Source organism: Pseudomonas sp. 50_B, assembly GCF_017491625.1.
Classification (GTDB): Bacteria; Pseudomonadota; Gammaproteobacteria; order Pseudomonadales; family Pseudomonadaceae; genus Aquipseudomonas; species Aquipseudomonas danubii.
In genome coordinates, this window is sequence record NZ_JAFGYX010000013.1 from 63682 (window position 1) to 82804 (window position 19123).

Sequence of the window (19123 nt, forward strand, 5' to 3'; positions counted from 1 at the left end):
GCAGCACACGCCCGCGTGGCGGGCGTGTGCATTCGAGTGTGGCGGTTACAGGCCCAGCAGTTCCAGGCGCTGGCGCACCGAAGCTTCGATGCCAGCTTCGTCGAGGCCGCATTCGGCAAGCATCTGCGCCGGTTTGGCGTGCTCGACGTAGGCGTCGGGCAAGCCCAGGTGCAGGATCGGCTTGAGGATGCTTTCGCGGGCCAAAAACTCGCTGACCGCGCCACCGGCGCCGCCCATGATGGCGTTTTCCTCGATGGTCACCAGCAGTTCGTGGCTACCGGCGATCTCGCGGACCAGGGCTTCATCCAGGGGTTTGACGAAACGCATGTCGACCACGGTGGCGTCGAGCTTTTCGGCCACTTGCAGGGCTTCGGCCAGTTGCACGCCGAATACCAGCAGGGCCACTTGCTTGCCTTGACGGCGGATCACGCCCTTGCCGATCTCGATCGGTTCCAGGTCCTTGTCGATCGGCGCGTTGGGGCCGGTGCCGCGCGGGTAGCGCACGGCGGCGGGGCCGTTGTACAGGTGCCCGGTGCTGAGCATCTTGCGCAACTCGTTCTCGTCGCTCGGGGTCATCACCAGCATGCCGGGGATGCAACGCAGGTAGGACAGGTCGAAGCTGCCGGCGTGGGTCGGGCCGTCTTCGCCCACCAGGCCGGCGCGGTCGATGGCGAACAGCACATCGAGGTTCTGTACCGCCACGTCGTGGATCAGTTGGTCATAGCCGCGCTGCAGGAAGGTGGAGTAGATCGCCACCACCGGCTTGGCGCCTTCGCAGGCCATGCCGGCTGCCAGGGTCACTGCGTGCTGCTCGGCAATTGCCACGTCGAAATAGCGCAGCGGGAAACGCTCGCTGAAGGCCACCAGGTCCGAACCTTCCTTCATCGCCGGGGTGATGCCCACCAGGCGCGGATCGGCGGCAGCCATGTCGCACAGCCACTCGCCGAAGACGCCGGAATACTTCGGACCGCCAGCCTTTTTCGGTGCGGCCGCCGGAGCATCCAGGGGTTCCAGCTTGGTGATGGCGTGGTAGCCGATCGGGTCGACTTCCGCCGGGGCGAAGCCCTTGCCCTTCTTGGTCACCACGTGCAGGAACTGCGGGCCCTTGAGGTCACGCATGTTGCGCAGGGTGGCGATCAGGGTCGGCAGGTCGTGGCCGTCGATGGGGCCGATGTAGTTCCAGCCCAGCTCTTCGAACAGGGTGCCGGGGACCAGCATGCCCTTGGCGTATTCTTCGGTGCGGCGGGCGATTTCCCAGGCACCGGGCAGGCGCGACAGCACTTTCTTGCTGCCTTCGCGCATGCTGGCGTAGGTGCGGCTGGAGAGGATCTTGGCCAGGTAGTTGGACAGCCCGCCGACATTGCGCGAGATCGACATGTCGTTGTCGTTGAGGATCACCAGCATGTTGGCGTCCACTTCCGGCGCGTGGTTCAGCGCCTCGAAGGCCATGCCCGCGGTCAGGGCGCCGTCGCCGATCACCGCGATGGCCTTGCGCTCGCTGTGCTGCAGGCGGGCGGCGATGGCCATGCCCAGGGCGGCGCTGATGGAGGTGCTGGAGTGGCCGACGCCAAAGGTGTCGTACTCGCTCTCGGAGCGCCGCGGGAAGGCCGCCAGGCCGTCTTTCTGGCGCAGGCTGGCCATCTGTTCGCGACGACCGGTGAGGATCTTGTGCGGATACGCTTGGTGACCCACGTCCCACACCAGCCGGTCGTCCGGGGTGTCGAACACGTAATGCAACGCAATGGTCAGCTCGATGACCCCGAGGCCGGCACCGAAATGCCCGCCGGTCTGGCCGACCGTGTAGAGCAATTCCAGGCGCAACTCATCGGCCAGGGTTTCCAGCTCGGCTTCACCTAACCGACGCAGGCCGTCCGGCGTCTGGGCACGGTCGAGCAGCGGCGTGGTAGGGCGTTTGCGGGGAATCTCATGAAACGTCGTGGGCATCAGGCGAATCGTTATAGGTATAGAAAGAGGCGGCAGTTTACCTTATGCATCGCAAGCTGCCCACGCGGAGCGCCGAACTTGGCCGATATGCGGTCCGGCTATCGGGAGTCGATCAGCTGCGGCGCTCGACGATATACCGCGCCAGCTCGCGCAAGGGCTCGGCCGCTGCGTCAAACGGACGCAGCGCATGCAGCGCCTGGTCCCGCAATTCCAGGGCGTATTCCTTGGCTGCGGCCAGGCCCAGCAGCGCCGGGTAGGTCGGTTTGTCCCGAGCGATGTCGGCACCCTGGCGCTTGCCCAGGGTGGCGGTATCGCTTTCGACGTCGAGGATGTCGTCCTGCACCTGGAATGCCAGGCCGACTGCCTGAGCGTAGGTCTGCAGGGCCTTGAGTTCGTCTTTCTCGGCCCGGCCGCTGGCCAGGGCCCCGAGAATCACGCTGGCTTCAATCAGCGCGCCGGTCTTGTGCCGGTGCATGTACTCCAGGGCTTTCTGATCGAGCTTGAGCCCCACCGAGCCCAGGTCGATGGCCTGGCCGCCCACCATGCCCGCCGGGCCTGCGGCCTGGGCCAGGGTGGTGACCATGCGCAGGCGGATCTCGGCGCTGGCGTCGCTCAGGCCCGGGTCCAGCAGGGCGCTGAAGGCCAGGCTCTGCAGGCCGTCGCCGGCGAGGATCGCGCAGGCTTCGTCGAACGCCTTGTGGGTGGTGGGCTGGCCGCGCCGCAAGTCGTCATCGTCCATGGCCGGCAGGTCGTCGTGGACCAGGGAGTAAGCATGAATCAGTTCTACCGCGCAGGCCGCGCCGTTGGCTTGCTCGGGCCGGCCGCCCAGGGCCTCGCAGGCGGCGTAGGCCAGCAGCGGGCGTACACGCTTGCCGCCATTCATCACGCTGTAGCGCATGGCTTCATAAAGACGGGCAAGTTCGGGGCTTGGCGCGGTGAACAGGGTGTGCATTGCAGCGTCGACGCGGGCCTGGCTGGTGGCCTGATAAGCGGCAATCATTCTGGCTGTTCCGCGTCGAAAGGTTGTTCGGCCAGTTCGCCGTCGCGCTCCAGCAGGATCTGCACCTTCTGCTCGGCCTGGGCCAGGGCGGCCTGGCAATCACGGGTCAGGCCGATGCCTTGTTCAAAGGCGGTCAATGAGTCTTCCAGCGACAGCTCGCCGTTCTCCAGACGCTCGACCAGGGTTTGCAGGTCGGCGAGGGATTGTTCGAAATCTAAGGCAGCTTTTTTGCGGGCCATGGCGGCTATCCCGGTTGACGTTAAACCGGCGCGACACTAGCAGACACCGGGGTTTCGGGCAAATGAGAAGCGCTCGCTGGCACGCGTTTCACTGGCCCTGGCTTGAGCGTTTCACGGGGTTTTTCCAGGGGTGCCGAGACGCTCCGGCAGGTCTTCGCTGCGTGGACTGGTGCGGCTTTCCAGAGGGAGTTCCAGGCCAGGCGCCGTGCTGTTGCCAGATCCAGCGTGGGTGGTCCATGGGCGGGCTCTTCGGGGATGAGCCGAATAAATGCGCTATTCGGCTCAGCGTCCAGTTGCACCCTGCCTGAATCAGGCGGATGCAGCGTCGGTCTTGAGCGTGCTGCGCCCTGGTTCACCGGGCGGTGGTGCCTGGATCAGCCACTCCCCGGGCACAGCCTCGATGCGTGGATCAAGGGTCGAGGCCTGCACGCTTGGCGGATGCTCGGGCATGGCCACGTGCTGCAACGGCGCGTCGTCGACCCGGAACTCCCCGCTGACCTTGCTCGGTTGTACCCGCCAGGCCAGCAGCAGGGCGAACAGCGAAAACACCATGTATAAGGCGTTGTGGCCATAGAGGTTCATCAGTGCGCCGCTGAGCAGCGGCCCCAGGCAGGCGCCGACGCCGTGGGTGGCCAGGAGCATGGCGCTCAGGGCCACGCGTTGGGGTTGCTCAATGTGGTCGTTGGCCAGGGCGACCGCCAGCGGGTAGAGGCTGAACAACAGCAGGCCGCTGAGGCAGGCGAACAGCAGCAAGAAGGTAAACGACAGGCCGAACAGCCCCCACAAAGGCACAGTCACCAGGCACAGGAGCAGCGCGCAGGCGCGGATCAGTCGCGCGCGGTCGAGGCGATCCGAAAGCCAGCCGAGCGGCCACTGGGCGCACAGCCCGGCCAGGATCGCCACGGCGACGAAAGTGCCGGCCTGGGCCGTGTCCAGGCCGCTCAAGGTGATGAACACTGGTGCCAGGGCATAGAACGAACCGACCAGCAGTCCGGTGATGAACACCGTGCTCAGGGCTTGCGGCACCCGGCGCCAGAAAAAGCCGATCTGCAGGGGTGCTGTCACCAGTTTGGCCGGGTGCAGGCGTCGGGTCAGGGCGACGGGTATCAGGCACGCGGCGAAACACAGGGCGACGATCAGCAGAGGCTTGAAGTCCAGCTCGGGACGCCAGATCAGCACGCTCTGACCCAGCATCAAGCCCAGGGAGACCGCCACCATGTAGCCGGCGAACACCGCGCCGCGCTGCTGGTTGCCCGCCTGCTCGTTGAGCCAGCTTTCGATCACCATGTACTGGTTCATCATCACCAGGCCGGTGATGAAGCGCAGCACCAGCCACAACCACAGATCTTCGAACAGCAGGTGCAGGAGCACGATCATGGTCGCGGCACCCGCGCAGGCGACGTAAGAGCGGATATGGCCCACGGCGGCAATCATCCGATGGCCGAACTTGGCGCCGCAGACCATGCCGGCGTAATAGGCGGCGGTCAGGCCACCGATCCACAGTTCGCCGACCCCGTCGCTGGTCAGGCGCAGGCCGATAAAGCTGAAGAACAGCCCGTTGCCGGCAAGCATCAGGAGGGTGGCGCAGTAGAGCGCGGGGAATGTCAGCAGGTTCAGGTTCATGAGTCGTCAGGTCGGGGCGATCAAGGGCCGGCGTCGTGGGCAAGGTGGGTGTGTTCCAGCAGCCATTGGCGAAAGCGGCGTACGGCGGATGGTGGATTGCGGTGGTGCGGTTGCATCAGGTTCAGGCGCCCGCGGCTGGGCATGCGCTGCGGCAGTGCGCGTTGCAGGCGTCCGGCGGCGAGTTCGTCCTGCAGCAGGCTTTCCCAGCCCAGGGCCACGCCCTGGCCCATCACTGCCGACTGCATCAGCAACTGGTAGCTGTTGGTGCGCAGGGCGTGTTGCGGGGAGTGATAGGTCGCGCCCACGGCGCTGAACCAGTCGGACCAGGTCAGCCAGTCGTGATAGTGGTCTTCGACAATCAGCAGCCGGTGTTCCTGCAGCAGGTGTTGCGCATCGCGAATCGGCCCCTTGCGGCTCAGGTAGTCCGGGCTGCAGACGCAGATCACCTGCTCCCCGGCAAAGACCGGGGTCAGCTCCAGGCCCAGGGGCGCCGGCAACTCGTCCAGGTGATAGAACAGTCCCAGGTCGTACTCGCTGACATCCAGGTGCTGGGGGCTTTCACTGCAGAGGATGCGGATGTCCAGCTCCGGATACAGGCTCTGGAACGCCGGCAGCAGGCGCGCCAGCCAGATCGAGCTGATGGTCGGGGTGCTGGCCAGGGTCAGTTGGCGCTCGGCGCCGCGGCGGCGCAGTTCCGCCGACTCGCGGTCCAGCTCGCGCAGCAGGCGCTGGATGGTGCGAAAGTAGCGCTCGCCCGCCGGGGTCAGGCTGATGCCCAGGTTGTGGCGGTGGAACAGCGGCCGGGCGAGGTTTTCCTCCAGCCGCTTGATCTGGCGGCTGACCGCGCTCTGGGTCAGGTTCAGTTCCTGGGCGGCCCGGGTAAAGCTCAAATGACGGGCCACGGCCTCGAAAGGCTGCAGGCAGTTGAGAGGGGGCAGATCGACGTTTCGATGCGACATGCGGGTACCAGTCTACAGGGGCGGGCGCTGTGTCCTGCGTCCCGCCGAGTCTCGGAGATTGGGCATCCTGCCACGCTTTACAGCGTGGATCGGGCGATCCGTTTGTGCCACTGGCGTTGATGGATCTGCCGGCCATCGAGTCGCGCAACCTGGGTGGCGCGCAGGTAGAACCATTGCGCGTCGGCGTGCAGGCCCAGGGTGCTGTCCACTTCCACCGACCAGGTGCCGCGACCGGCCCGGTAATGCCATTGGATATCGGCCCGGGTCGACAGCGGGTCCCAGGGCAGGGTGCGGTATTGCTCGGTGCAGCGCTGGTCGACCCACAGGCCGTGATCGAGCAAGCGCATGGCGCCCAGATCGTCATCGATACGCACGCAGACTTCGCCGCTGGCCGCGTCTTCGCTGAGGGTGCGCTTGGGGGCGGCGGCGCGGATGATTTCCAGGTTGGCCGGCGGGGCGCTTTGCGGGGCTTCGAACGGACACGCCACGGCTTCGCCGATGAACACCGGCAACTGCACGCTCTGCACCTCGGGCAGCAGGGTCAGGGTGGTCAGCTCCCGGGCCGGCCACAGCAACGGGAAGCTGGCGGTGCTCAACGCCAGGCGCAGGCGATAACCGGCCGGCAGGCGATAACCGACATGGTCGAGGTTGACGCGCACCTGCAGGGGCGCGCCGGGCTCGGGTGGGCTGGCCACGGCGAAGTCGTCGCGCAGCGACAGGTTCAGGGTGCCGTAGGTGATCTGCGCCACCTGACCGTCCGGGGCCACGGCATTGAGCCGGGCGACGATCTGCCCGCAAGGCTGGTCCGAGGTCAGGCGCAGGTCCAGGCGCACATCACCCAGCAAGGCCAGGGGCTCGCTCAAGGGCTGGCTGTCGAAGCACAGCGAATGAGCATCGTCCCGGCGCTGGTCGGTGGGGCCGTCCGGTCCGAACCAGATGGCGCAGTACTCGCCCTGATGCAGGCCGGTGGTCAGGGGCGAGCAAATGCTGCGACTTGCGCTCAGCGCTTGCGCTCCCACGCTGAGCCCGTTGTCGCTGAGGCTGAAGGTCTGCCACTGGATCTGTGGATCGGGCCAGCCGGCGGTCTGCACCCACACGCCCGGGCGTTCGGCGTAGCTGGCCTTGGGCGGCACGGCGTCCTGCAGGTAGAAGGTGCAGGCGGGCTCGTCCATCACCCCGTTGTCGATGCCCTTGAGCCAGTGGTCCCACCAGCGCTTGGCCTCCTGGAGAAAACCAATGGCCGGGTTGGGCACGGCAAAGTGCGGGTACTTGTGAATCCAGGGGCCGAGCAGGGCTTTCTTCGGGCCATTCAGGTGCTGCATCAGGCGCGGCACGCTGTTCTTGTAGGCATCGCCCCAACCGCCGATGCAGTACACCGCGGCCTTGATCGCCGCGTAGTCCTCGCACACCGAGCCCTGGCGCCAGTAGTCGTCACGGGTCTGATGCTGCAGCCAGGTTTCGGCCAGCATCGGCATGGCGTCCAGGCGTTGCTGCCATTGCGCCTGCCAGTCCGGTACCAGCAGCGGGTCCGGTACGGCGGCGCTGAAGTTGAGCATGGTGGCGGCCCAGCCCTGGTTTTCCATCAACAGGTTGCCACCCTTGTAATGAATGTCGTCGGCATAGCGGTCGTCGGTGGAACACAGGGTAATGATGGCTTTCAACGCTGCGGGTTGATGGGCTGCCACTTGCAGGCCGTTGAAGCCGCCCCAGGAGATGCCCATCATCCCCAGGTTGCCGTCGCACCAGGGTTGGGCGCAGAGCCAGTCGAGCACTTCCAGGGCGTCCTGTTGTTCCTGCGGCAGGTACTCGTCGGCCATCAAGCCCTGGGATTCGCCGTTACCGCGCATGTCCACGCGCACGCAGGCGTAACCCTGGCCCGCCATCCAGGGGTGGGTCAGGGCATCGCGCACGGCGGTGCCGTCGCGCTTGCGATAGGGCAGGTATTCGAGAATTGCCGGGTAACGCCGGGTGCCGGCGTCGGCCGGCAGCCAGATACGCGCGGCCAGTTGGGTGCCGTCACGCAGAGGGATCAGGCAGTGCTCGATCTCGCGGATCGGATGGGGAAAGTCGCGGATGACGTCCATGGGCTACTCCAGTCGAAAAAGGGGCCGGCACCGGGCCGAGCGCGGTGGATCACAGCAGGCTGAAGGGGTATTCGGTGACCAGGCGGATGTGGTCGATATCGCCGTTCGAGGTTCCGTGGATGCGGTAGGTGCCCTGGCGCAGGCTCAGGGACAGGTCCTTGGCGACGCCGCTCTGCACCCGGTAGCTCAGGTCGATGTCCCGCTCCCATTGGCGCTCCTTGTCGGCGTAGTAGCGGTAGGGGCTGTCCTGGGGGATCCGCCGGCCGTCGACATGGCTGCCACGGATGTAGCGGGTGCCGAAGGACAGGCCGGGCAGGCCCAGGTGTTCCAGGTCGAGTCGGTAGCCCAGGCTCCAGGAACGCTCGCCGGGGCCGTTGAAGTCGGCGATCAACGAGGCGTTGGCCAGGTAGATCGAGCCGTGGAAGCCGCCGCCGCTCAGGGCCAGGTAGTCGAAGGGCTGCTGGCCATGGATGCGTTGGTGGGCCAGGGTCACGGTGTGCGGGCCCTGGTTCAGGGCCAGCGCCGCCGACCAGGCCGTTACCGCGATATCCCCGGCCAGGGCCTTGCCGTCGTCCAGGGAGCGGTAGAGTCGCAGGTCCAGGTTCAGGCTGCGCCGCTCCTCGGCGTCCAGGGGCTGGTCGAGGTTGAGGTTGAGGTAGTGCTGGCGCCACAGGTCCTGGTAGCGCGAGCTGTAGAGCCCCAGTTCGACCTGCGGATGCAACTGGTAGGTGCCGCCCAGATAGCTGGCGTCGCCGCCCTCGACCCTGGCGTAACCGGCGTGGAAGCCGCCCCGATGGCCGGTCTGGTTGAAGTCCCGGGAGGCGGTGAAGTGCCCGCCCTCCAGCAACAGGCCTTCCACCTCGCGGCTGCTGAAGGCCAGGCCGGTGGCGGTCGCCGGCATCAGCCGGTTGTCGGCCAGGGCCAGCACCGGGGTCTGTGGCCGCAGGTCGCCGTACTTGAGCTCGGTATTGGACAGGCGCATTTTCAGCGCGGCCCCGGCGGTAGCCGATTCTCGGCGGCTGCTGCCGTCGCTGTCGCTGACCAGCATCATGGTGCGCGCCCGGCCACCACCGCTGTCGAGTCGGGTGGCGAAATAGGCATGGGCATCCAGGCCCCAGCCCAGGGTGCCCTGGGTGTAGCCGGAGGCGTAGTCCAGCTGCAGGCCCTGGCCCCACTCGCGGGCATCCAGGTCCAACTGACGATGGTCGTTGTTGCGGTAGTTGTTGCGCACCAGGACGTTGATTCGGCTGTCTTCGACAAAGCCCCGGGATTGCGCCTGACTGGCGTGGGCCAGCGCGGGGCAGAGCAGCGTCAGGCCCAGGCCGCCCAGGATCAGGAGACGGACGTTCATGGGATAGGCCCTCGTGGCGAGTGGCTTTCCCCGGGCTCTTGTGCTGGCCGCGGCGGTGTCAGCAATGCCGGGTTTTTCATCCAGATAATCAGCGCGCTGCTGGAGAGCAGGACAATCAGCATGCCCGGCAGGCCGCCCAGGTTGGAGAGCATCTTGACCCCGTCGATGCCGACGTAGGCCACCATCACCCAGGACACGCAGCCGATGATCGCGCCCCAGATCACCTTGAGCAGCGGGTTGCCGTCCAGATCGGAGTCGGCGGTGACCCCGCGACTGCACAGATTGCCGATGACGTCGGTGCTGGAGTCGGCAGCGGTGACGAAGGAAATGAAGGCAATGAACAGCAGGAAGGCAATGATCAGGCCGCTCGCCGGCAACTGCTGGAACACCTGGTACAGCACGTGCTCCACCCCTTGCTCGTTGAGCACGCGGTTGAGTACCCCATCACCCTGGGCGTCGAAGTACAGGCTGCTGCCGGAGAAGATGCAGATCCACAGGGCGGTGAACAGCGCCGGGTAGAGCATGGAGATGTGGATGAACTCGCGCACGGTATAGCCACGGCCGATCTTGCCCAGGAACATCGCACTCACCGGGGCCCAGGCGAACCACACCGACCAGTAGAACACCGTCCAGCTCTGGGGCCAGTTATCGCCACTGGCCGCGCCGGTGAACAGGCTGCGGCCGAAGAAGGTCTGCAGGTAGGTGCCGAAGGACTCGATGCCGAGGCTGAAGATGTACAGGGTCGGCCCGCAGACCAGAACGAAAAGCCCCAGCGCCAGCATGATCCAGGTGTTGAAGGTGGAGAACTTGACGATGCCCTTCTGCAAGCCGCTGGCGGCGGAGAACACGAAGGTGGCGACGATCACCGCGATGATCAGTCCCAGGCGCAGCGGTGTGGTTTCTCCGCCGATGTACTGGCTCAGGCCGCCGGACAGGGTCAGGGCGCCGGTGCCCAGGGAAGAGGCCATGCCCGCCACCAGGGCGAACATCGCCAGGGTGTCGATCAGTCCGGCATGGCGCTTGACCCATGCCTGGCCGAGCAGGGGTTGCAGCATGGCGCCGATGGAGAAGTGGCCGCGCAGGTTGTAGAACACCAGGGCGAACACCAGTGAGGGCACCAGATAGATGGCGTAGGGCGTCAGGGTCCAGTGCAGGAACATGCTGGACATGGCGAAGTGCTTGGCTTCGCTGCTGCCGGCTTCGATGTTCAGGCTCGTGGGCGGGCCATACAGGTGATAGAGCGGCTCGGCGGTGGTCCAGAACAGCACGCCGACCGCCAGGGTGGTGCACAGGGCCACCATGAACCAGCGCGGCTTGCTCAGCAGGGGCTTGGCGTCTTCGCCACCGATGCGCACCCGCCCCAGGGGCGAAAAGTAGACGATGGCGGTCAGTACCAGGAGGAAGAAGCTGCCGGCGCTGAACAGCCAGGAAAAGTTGTCGAGGATGATCCGGTTGAGCTGCCTGCTCACCGCCAGGAAACCCTGCAGATCAAGGTAGCTGGCGATCACGGCTGCCAGCAGAATCAGAAAGGTGGGCCAGAAGACCCAGGCTCTTAACGGATACTTCATCAGTGAGGCACTCCCGTTGCTTATCTTTTTTATGGCCAGGCGAGGCCGCAATCACAGGGCGCCGCGGTGCAACGCTGCGGCGTTCTTAGATAAGCGTTGAGTGGTGCGCTGTAGCAATCGACTAATGGGTATGGGGTCATTCCCTGAGGGAATGCGCGATGGCCCCTGGCTGCCATGGGCGATGGCCGGGCCGATTGGTGTAGCAGGCATTGCAGAGCGCTTGCCGCAGGGTCGATCGGCAGCCGTCGGTGGTTGGCGGCCGGACGCTTGCGAGTGCTGGAGAGAGGGGGCCTCTGGGGCAGATTCGTACTTGAACTAAGGGTTTTTCTTGTCGGCTGATGAGGTGTGCAATTAATGGCGTATAGCCACCTTTTTCGGCGCGGATAATGTCGCCGTAGTGGCACCTGCGGGCCGTACTTCAGCAGGGTGTCGATTGCCTTGCAAAATCCCTTTTCGCCAATTGTGCAACAGGCGCCAAGTCGCTAATCTGCGGCCTTTCCAGCGCCCTTTGTCGCCGGGCACTCTTTCCGAATATTCGCAGCCGCGCCGAGGATCTGGCGCCAGGGTTTTCCCATGCATGGCAGGACGCATTACATGCGCGTTTTATCCTCCCTCCTGCTGACCTTGCTGGTGGCCGGGGTGGCGTTCGCCGAACCTTCCGCCGAACTTCAGGAACCCCTGGCCGGCTGGCGCTATTCCGGACTGCTGGACCGTACCGAGCAGGACCGGGTGGCCTATCCGACGCCACCCATCGACCGTGGCATTCAACGCAACCGCACTCTGATCGAGGGCCAGCTCAAGGCGATCGGTCACTTGCGCCAGCCCCATAGCCTGTCGGTCAACGGCAATCCGCTGAACCTCTACACCGACGAACAGGGCCGCTTCGCTCGCCCTTATGCATTTGGCGCCGGCTCCAACAGCGTCGAAGTGCGCAGCTCCGAGGGCAAGTCCCTCAAGCGCGTGCAATTCTACGAAGCCAATCAGAACAAGACGCCCCCACGCATTCGCGTGGTGCTGGGCTGGGATGATCCCAAGGCCGAGCTGGACATGCACATCATCACCCCCGACGGTCAGCACGCGTTCTTCGGTCATCCCGGTTTGACCAACGGTGGCGGCCTGGACCCGGACGGCGTCGACGGGCCGGGCCCGGAAATGTTCACCATGACCGCGCCGCTGCGGGGCACCTATCTGATCTACGTCAACTACTGGGGCAACTTCGGCGGTGGCGGGTACAACTTCGACGAAGGCAGCAATCAGAACGAGGTGATCACCTCGCAGATCAACCTGATCCTTAACGAAAACACCGTCGATGAGAAACGCGAGACCTTTATCGTGCCCATGCGGGCCATCGGCGACCTGTTGCTGGTCAAGTCTTTCAACTATTGAACATCCCGCACCACGGATGAATTGGGCTTTGTGAATCATGAGCGAAAACACAGCATCCCCGGCGGCCGGCGTTCCCGGCCCTGTACAACCCGGTAGCAAACGGCGCTGGCCAGCACTGGTCGCGGGCCTGTGTCTGGTCGCCGCCGCAGTCGCGGGTGTGGGCTGCAAGCCCAAGACCCCGGTGGTCGAACTGGCCGGCGACAAGCTGGGCCTGAGTCGCCCCGACGGGCTACTGGAAACCCACTCCCTGACGCAACTGCCCAAGGACCTGCTGGCGGTGCCTTTCCTCAAGGACACCCTGACCGAAGACTTCGTCTTCTATTACCAGGCCCACGCCGACCGCCTGGGCCTGATCGGCAGCCTGCGGCGGATCATCTACGAGCATGACCTGAAATTGCAGGACAACCTGATCGAGCAACTGTTCGACCAGCCGGCGGATGTGGCGCTGTGGCGCGGTGTCGATGGGCGTCTCAAGGATTTCCTGCTGGTGATGGATCGTGGCGGGCTGGCCAAGCTGCTGGAGCCCCTGGCCAAGGTTGCCCTGGACGACACGCAACTGAGCAAGCTGGCTGAGCTGAAGGTCGGCGGCGATGCGGTGACCCTCTACCAGTTGAACTACAACGCCGGTAAATCCCTGGCGTTCGCTTCCCACGGCGACAAACTGGTGGTGCTGTCCAACCCGGCCAAGCTGTATGACCTGAGCAGCGGTGCCGACGATGAGCATGGCGCCGTCTCCACCGCTGCCCTGGAAGCCCTGCTCAACGGTGACAAACTGTTCCCCGAAGCCTTTGGCCTGGAGGCGCGCAAGCCTGAAGTGCAGCAACGGTTGGCGGTCAACTCCAGTGTCCTGGCCATGGGTTACCAGCGTTTCATCCCCAACTTCGCCGGCCTGCGCTTCGACATGGACGCCAAGGGCTGGCACAGCTACCTGGCCATGCAAGAGCAGGACAACCAGCCGGCCTTCGACTTCAAGCCGATCTGGCAGGCCATGCCCATGGGCGCCAGTGCCTGCGTGGCGCTGCCCCTGGCAGCGGAGCAGCAGAAACCGTTGCTGGTCAAGCTCGGTGCCGAAGAAGCGGTGGCCAGCAGCCTGACTGAACACATGGCCGGCACCGCCGGCCTGTGCTGGTACGCCGATTCGCGGCTGTACACGCCGCTGCTGGTGGCCAGCCTCAAGGATAAGGACAACACCCAGCTCGATGGGGAACTGGGCAAGCTGTTCGGTTCCATGGTCGGGGCCCGGGAAAGCAAGGTGCCGGAGCGCATCTTCCCCGTGGTCGAGCAGCAGAACGGCGAGGTACACCAGTGGCAGCGCCAGGTCAGTTCCAACTTCGGTCAGTACCCGGCCAAGGAGGCCAAGGACCCGCAGGCCATCACCGGCCGCGCCTTCATGCAGGTCAGCCTGGCTCGCCATGGTTCGACCCTGGTGTTCTCCCTGGACGACAAGCTGGTGAGCAAGGCCCTGGATACTTTGGATAAACGCTTCCCGCCCCTGGCCGATGTGGTACCCAAGGATGCACTGATGCCGGTGTACCTGGGCCCGCAATCCCTGGCGCAGTTGATCCAGCAGGAAACCTTCGACAGCTTGCCCCAGGACATGGAGCCGGTGTTCAACAACGCTGCGCAAACCTACCTGGTGCCCAAGCTGCGCACCCTTGGCGGTTACGGCAAGTACGCCCTGACTCTGCCCGAAGGCAGCGAGCCCAACGGTCACTGGCAATGGCTGCCCCTGCAATGGCGCGCGCTGTGAGTGCATGGCGCAAGAGTCTTTCCAGCCTCGGCCTGCTGGCCCTGTTGCTGAGCAATGCCGTGGGCGCGACCCAGGTTCCGCCGCTGGACGTGCAGCAGTCCCAGGTGTTTCGCGCCTGGTTCGTGCGCATTGCCCAGGAGCAACTGAGCCAGGGGCCGAGCCCGCGCTGGTACCAGCAGGACTGCGCCGGCCTGGTGCGCTTTGCCGCCAACGAAGCGCTCAAGGCCCACGACAGCAAATGGCTGCGGGCCAACGGCATGTCCAATCGCTACCTGCCGCCGGAGCTGCAGCTGAGCGAAGGCCAGCGTGGCCTGGCCCAGCAGTGGCAGCAGGGCGGCGGCCAGACCGGGCCCTACGTCAACGCCATCAAGCTGATCCAGTTCAACAGCCATCTGGTCAGCCGTGACCTGGGCCAGGCGCGCCCCGGTGACCTGCTGTTCTTCGATCAGGGCGACGACCAGCACCTGATGATCTGGATGGGCCGCAACATCGCCTATCACACCGGCACCACCACCCCCACCGACAACGGCATGCGCTCGGCCAGCGTGCAGCAACTGATGACATGGAAGGACACTCGATGGATACCCGACCCCGCCAACCCCAACTTCATCGGCATCTATCGACTGAACTTCCTCACCCAATGAGCGAATCGCGTATGTGGCGTTTTCTGTTTCGACTGACTGTTGTTCTGACCCTCGCGGCCCCCGCGAGCCTGGTCAATGCCGAAGACTCGGTGCCGTCCAGCGATTACGCGGCGGTCTCCGGCGAGAGTTTCTTCCTCCTGGCCGACAGCAGCTTTGCCAGCGACGAGCAGGCCATGGTGCGCCTTGAGGCTCCGGGCCGGGATTACCGGCGCTTTCGCATGGAGCCCTACGGCGGCGCGGACATCCGGGTGTACCGGATCAACCAGCCGCTGGACTTCCTCAAGCGCCAGAAGAACCTGCACCGGGTGGTCAGTGACGGCCAGTTCAAGGGCGAGGGCCTGTCCAACACCCTGGCCTACCTGTGGGACAACTGGTATCGCAAATCCCGCCGGGTGATGCAGCGCGCCTTCTCCTACGAGTCACGCAAGCAGGTGACCGAGGAGGTGCCGGAACTGAAGGTCGGCAATTCGATGCTGGCGCCGACGCCCTATGACGCCCAGCCGCAGTTCGCCCTGATTCCGGGGCTGCCGCTGGTGACCCAGTTCCGTTATCCGCTGTGGCAGGCCAAGCCGATCCAGCCGCCGGCCGGGGTTGACCTGTCCGGCTCCTCCAGCCAGTTCATCAACGTCGCGCCGGGCAACGTCTATATCCCGCTGGGGCAACTCAAGCCGGGCCTGTACCTGGTGGAAGCCCTGGTGGGCAAGTACCGCGCGACCACCATGGTCTTCGTCTCCAACACCGTGGCGGTGAGCAAGATTGCCGGTGACGAGCTGCTGGTCTGGGCCGCAGGCAAGCATGAAGGCAACTCCGTGCCCAAGGTCAACGTGCTGTGGACCGACGGCCTGGGCGTGATGAACAGCGGCGCCACTGACGAGCAGGGCCTGGTGCGCCTGAAACACGTCAGCCCCGAGCGCTCCTACGTGATCGGCGAGGACCAGGAAGGCGGGGTGTTCGTCTCCGAGAACTTCTATTACGACAGCGAAATCTACGACACCAAGCTCTATGCGTTCACCGACCGGCCGCTGTATCGCCCGGGGGACTGGGTATCGCTGAAAATCGTCGGCCGCGAGTTCAAGAACGCCCGGGATTCGGTGCAGCCGGGTGCCGGCACGGTGAATGTCAGCGTGCTGGATGCCGCCGGCACCGCGCTGCAGAACCTGACCCTGAATCTGGATTCCAAGTCCGGCACACAAGGCCGTTTCCAACTGCCGGAAAATGCCGTGGCCGGTGGTTATGAGTTGCGTTTTGCCTACAAGGACCAGGTCTACAGCAGCGCCTTCCGCGTGGCCGAATACATCAAGCCGCACTTCGAGATTGCCCTGAGCCTGGCCAAGCCGGACTTCAAGACCGGCGAGCCGGTGAAGGGCAACCTGGTACTGCTCTATCCGGACGGCAAGCCGGTGGCCAATGCGCGCCTGCAGCTGAGCCTGCGGGCCCAGCAGCTGTCCATGGTGGACAACGAACTGCAGTACATGGGCCAGTTCCCGGTGGAACTGACCAGTGCCGAGCTGACCACCGACGCCAAGGGCAGTGCCACCCTCGACCTGCCAGCGGCCAGCAAGCCGAGCCGCTACATGCTCACCGTGTTCGCCAGTGACGGCGCGGCGTACCGGGTCAAGACCACCAAGGAAATCCTCATCGAGCGGGGCGCGGCGAGCTTCAGCCTGAGTGCACCACAGCGCTTCAGCGCCGCCGGTGACAAGGTGCAATTCAGCTACGTCAACCAGAACGCCGGTGAGCAGAGCCAGAAGGTTTCCCCCAGCCGCTACAGTTGGGTGCGCCTGGAGGACCAGTCCACCGGCGAGGGCAAGCTGGGTGAGGCCGACAAGGGCTTTGCCCTGGCCTTCGAACGTCCCGGCACCTACAACCTGACCCTGAAGGACGAGCACGACCGAGTGCTGGGCGGCACCAGCCACTCGGTCACCGGCGAAGGCGTTAAAGCGGTGCCGGGCACCGTGGAAATCGTTCTCGACAAGGCCGAATACAAGACCGGTGACGAAGCTCTGGCGCTGATTACCTTCCCCGAGCCGATAAACGATGCGCTGCTGTCGCTGGAGCGCGACAAGGTCGAAGCCACGGCGCTGCTGTCCAAGGGCGGCGACTGGCTGAAGGTGGAAAAACTCAGCCCTACCCAGTACCGCGCCCGGGTGCCGGTGAAGGACAACTTCGCACCGAACCTGACGTTCTCTGTGCTCTACACCAAGGGCGGCGAATACAGCTTCCAGAATGCCGGGATCAAGGTGCTGACACCGCAGATCGATGTGGCCATCCACACCGACAAGGACAAGTACCAGCCGGGTGACCTGGTCACCGTGGACCTGTCCACCCAGTTCGCCGGCAAGCCGGTGCCGGCGCACCTGACGGTCAGCGTGGTGGACGAGATGGTCTACGCGTTGCAGCCGGAAGTGGCGCCGAGCATCGACCAGTTCTTCTACCACCCTCGGCGTAACAACGTGCGCACCAGCGCCAGCCTGTCGTTCATCAGCTACGACGTGGCCCTGCCGGGCAGCCCCACCGCACCGGGCAAGGCCAACCGCAGCGAGCGTGGGGTCAAGGTGCTGGAGCGGCCACGTCGTGAAGACGTCGACACCGCCGCCTGGCAGCCGGAGCTGGTGACCGATGGCAGCGGCAAGGCGCGTTTCACCTTCCGCATGCCGGATTCCCTGACCCGCTGGCGCATTACCGCTCGGGCCATCGCCGATGACGGCCAAGTGGGGCAGAAGAAACAGTTCGTTCGTTCCGACAAGGCTCTGTACCTGAAGTGGAGCGGCCCGAGCCGCTTCCGCAGTGGCGACAAGCCGGACCTGGGGGTGTTTGCCTTCAGCCAGTCCGAACAACCGGTCAAGGCCGAGCTGGTGATTCATTACGCCGGGGAATCCCAGCGCCTGCCGCTGACCTTGAACAGCGGGATCAACTATGTGGCGCTGCCGGCCATTGCCCCGGGCAATGGCGAGTGGAGCGCCGAGCTGGTGCAGGGAGGCAAGACTGTGGACGCCCTGGCTGTGCGTCTGGTGAGCAGCGCGGCCGGCTGGCAGACGGTGCAAACCCAGAGCCTGGACGTGGTCAGCACCACGACGCCGTTGGGCCTGCCGGCCGATGCCGCAGAGATTCGCCTGCGTCTGGACGACAGCCCGCAAGCGCTGTTCCGTTCGGCCCTGGATGGGTTGCTGGAATACCCCTATGGCGGCGTCGAGCAGACCGCCAGCCAGTTGCTGCCGTTGAGCGTTGCCTACCCGGCGCTGGCCAGCAACCCGCAGATTCGCGATCGGTTGCGCCTGATCATGCAGAACAGCCGCCTGCGCCTGGTGCATATGGCCGGGCCGGAAGCGGCGTTCACCTGGTGGGGTGAAGACGCCGAACCGGATGCGTTCCTCACCGCCTATGCCTATTACGCTGACTGGAATGCCAGCAAGGTCATGGACCTGAACCTGCCGCCGGAACACTGGCAGCGGGTGCTGGAGGTCTATGCCAAGCAGGCCGGCAGCACGCCATTGCTGCAACGGGCGCTGATCCTGTCCTTCGCCCGTGAGATGAACCTGCCGATCAATACCCTGCTCAGGGGACTGATGGACGACCTGGCCAAGGTGGGGGCCGGTCCGGCTGCCAGCATGGATGACGACAGCAGCGACAGCCTGGTGATGGTGGACCCGGATTCGGCCCTCGGCCTGGCCAGCGCCCGGGTGCTGACAGCCGCCCTGGCGCGGGACGCCAAGGTCACGCCGCCACCTGCCTTCGTGGCGCAGTTGGAGGCGGCACAGCAGCAGGTCGACATCAGCTCGCTGCCGTTCGCTCAGGCAATGAATCTGTCCTTGAAGCCTTTCGATCAAGCGACGGCGCGCGCATTGCTGCAACGTCTGCTGCCATCGCAACCGACCCTGGACCGTGCTCTGGCCCTGACCTGGCTGCAGCGTAGCGTGGCCCAGTCGGCACCGGCCGAGGCCCTGAATCCGGGGCAGGGCTGGCAACAGCAGCAGGGCGCCAGCGGCGAACGCTACTGGCAGTGGCAAGGGCCGCAGGTGCCGGCCGTGCTGACCCTGGACAAGGTGCCGGAGCGTCCGCTGCAGGCCTCGGTCAGCTACCTGAGCAAGCTGGACATGGGCACGCCGTCGCCGGTGAACATTACCCGTCGCCTGTTGCGCCTGGTGCCCGGGGATGAAGCCTTCACCTTCAAGCTGGAGCCGGTGGGTAACAAGCCGATCGCCAGTGACGGCCTGTATCTGGACGAAGTGATCATTGCCAACGAGGGCAACCGGCCGCTGCTGTACGGCATGCTGGAAGTGCCGTTGCCGCCGGGCGCCGATGTCGAACGCACCACCTGGGGCATCAAGCTGGCCGGTCCAGCGGGCACTGAAGCGGCGTCCCTGGAAAAAGCGCGTTTCGAACCCGGGCAGATGAGTTACGCGGTGCCGCTGGATGCGTTGAACGACAACAGCGAAGTGCGTCTGCGGCATTTGATCCGCTTCTCCCAGAAGGGCCAGTTCAACCTGCCTGCGGCACGTTACTACCAGGTGTATGCGCCAGAGCATCAGGCCCAGGAACGTACGCCGGCACTGGGTCAGGTCACGGTCAAATAAC

Annotated in this window: 12 protein-coding genes; 4 read left to right on the forward strand and 8 right to left on the reverse strand. The window is 65.2% G+C overall.

Annotated elements, in window-relative coordinates; translation table 11 throughout:
* Positions 1 to 45: 45 nt before the first annotated feature.
* From dxs to J5M73_RS19305, 8 genes are all read right to left on the reverse strand, one after another.
* Positions 46 to 1944 (reverse strand): 1-deoxy-D-xylulose-5-phosphate synthase, encoded by a 1899-nt coding sequence (gene dxs, locus J5M73_RS19270; protein WP_207815990.1) that lies wholly within the window; start codon positions 1942 to 1944, stop codon positions 46 to 48.
* A 112-nt stretch (positions 1945 to 2056) separates the two neighbouring features.
* Positions 2057 to 2944, reverse strand: a complete 888-nt coding sequence (locus tag J5M73_RS19275) for a farnesyl diphosphate synthase (RefSeq protein ID WP_102882371.1) — start codon at positions 2942 to 2944, stop codon at positions 2057 to 2059.
* Complete coding sequence (locus J5M73_RS19280; RefSeq protein WP_011063724.1) at positions 2941 to 3183, reverse strand: exodeoxyribonuclease VII small subunit; 243 nt, start codon at positions 3181 to 3183, stop codon at positions 2941 to 2943. Before J5M73_RS19280 ends, J5M73_RS19275 begins: the two co-directional genes overlap by 4 nt.
* A gap of 309 nt (positions 3184 to 3492) precedes the next feature.
* Positions 3493 to 4806 carry an MFS transporter gene (locus J5M73_RS19285; RefSeq protein ID WP_207815992.1) on the reverse strand — a complete coding sequence of 438 codons (1314 nt, stop codon included), beginning with the start codon at positions 4804 to 4806 and terminating at the stop codon, positions 3493 to 3495.
* 20 nt (positions 4807 to 4826) lie between these two features.
* Positions 4827 to 5765 (reverse strand): LysR substrate-binding domain-containing protein, encoded by a 939-nt coding sequence (locus J5M73_RS19290; RefSeq protein ID WP_207815993.1) that lies wholly within the window; start codon positions 5763 to 5765, stop codon positions 4827 to 4829.
* A gap of 77 nt (positions 5766 to 5842) precedes the next feature.
* Positions 5843 to 7849: a CocE/NonD family hydrolase gene (locus J5M73_RS19295; protein ID WP_207816001.1), complete on the reverse strand. Its 2007-nt coding sequence runs from the start codon at positions 7847 to 7849 to the stop codon at positions 5843 to 5845.
* Between the two features lie 49 nt (positions 7850 to 7898).
* Positions 7899 to 9200 carry an OprD family outer membrane porin gene (locus J5M73_RS19300; protein ID WP_207816002.1) on the reverse strand — a complete coding sequence of 434 codons (1302 nt, stop codon included), beginning with the start codon at positions 9198 to 9200 and terminating at the stop codon, positions 7899 to 7901.
* Positions 9197 to 10768 carry a BCCT family transporter gene (locus tag J5M73_RS19305; protein WP_207816003.1) on the reverse strand — a complete coding sequence of 524 codons (1572 nt, stop codon included), beginning with the start codon at positions 10766 to 10768 and terminating at the stop codon, positions 9197 to 9199. Before J5M73_RS19305 ends, J5M73_RS19300 begins: the two co-directional genes overlap by 4 nt.
* 594 nt (positions 10769 to 11362) lie before the next feature.
* Between J5M73_RS19305 and J5M73_RS19310 the strand changes: the two genes are divergently transcribed.
* Genes J5M73_RS19310 through J5M73_RS19325 form a run of 4 tightly spaced genes read left to right on the forward strand, consistent with a single transcriptional unit; the run spans position 11363 to position 19122 of the window.
* Positions 11363 to 12154 (forward strand): DUF2135 domain-containing protein, encoded by a 792-nt coding sequence (locus tag J5M73_RS19310; protein WP_207166630.1) that lies wholly within the window; start codon positions 11363 to 11365, stop codon positions 12152 to 12154.
* Between the two features lie 37 nt (positions 12155 to 12191).
* Complete coding sequence (locus J5M73_RS19315) at positions 12192 to 13904, forward strand: DUF2138 domain-containing protein (protein ID WP_115581025.1); 1713 nt, start codon at positions 12192 to 12194, stop codon at positions 13902 to 13904.
* Positions 13889 to 14548: a DUF1175 family protein gene (locus tag J5M73_RS19320; protein ID WP_102865308.1), complete on the forward strand. Its 660-nt coding sequence runs from the start codon at positions 13889 to 13891 to the stop codon at positions 14546 to 14548. Before J5M73_RS19315 ends, J5M73_RS19320 begins: the two co-directional genes overlap by 16 nt.
* Positions 14545 to 19122 carry an alpha-2-macroglobulin gene (locus J5M73_RS19325; RefSeq protein ID WP_279381758.1) on the forward strand — a complete coding sequence of 1526 codons (4578 nt, stop codon included), beginning with the start codon at positions 14545 to 14547 and terminating at the stop codon, positions 19120 to 19122. Before J5M73_RS19320 ends, J5M73_RS19325 begins: the two co-directional genes overlap by 4 nt.
* The last annotated feature ends 1 nt before the right edge of the window (position 19123 follow it).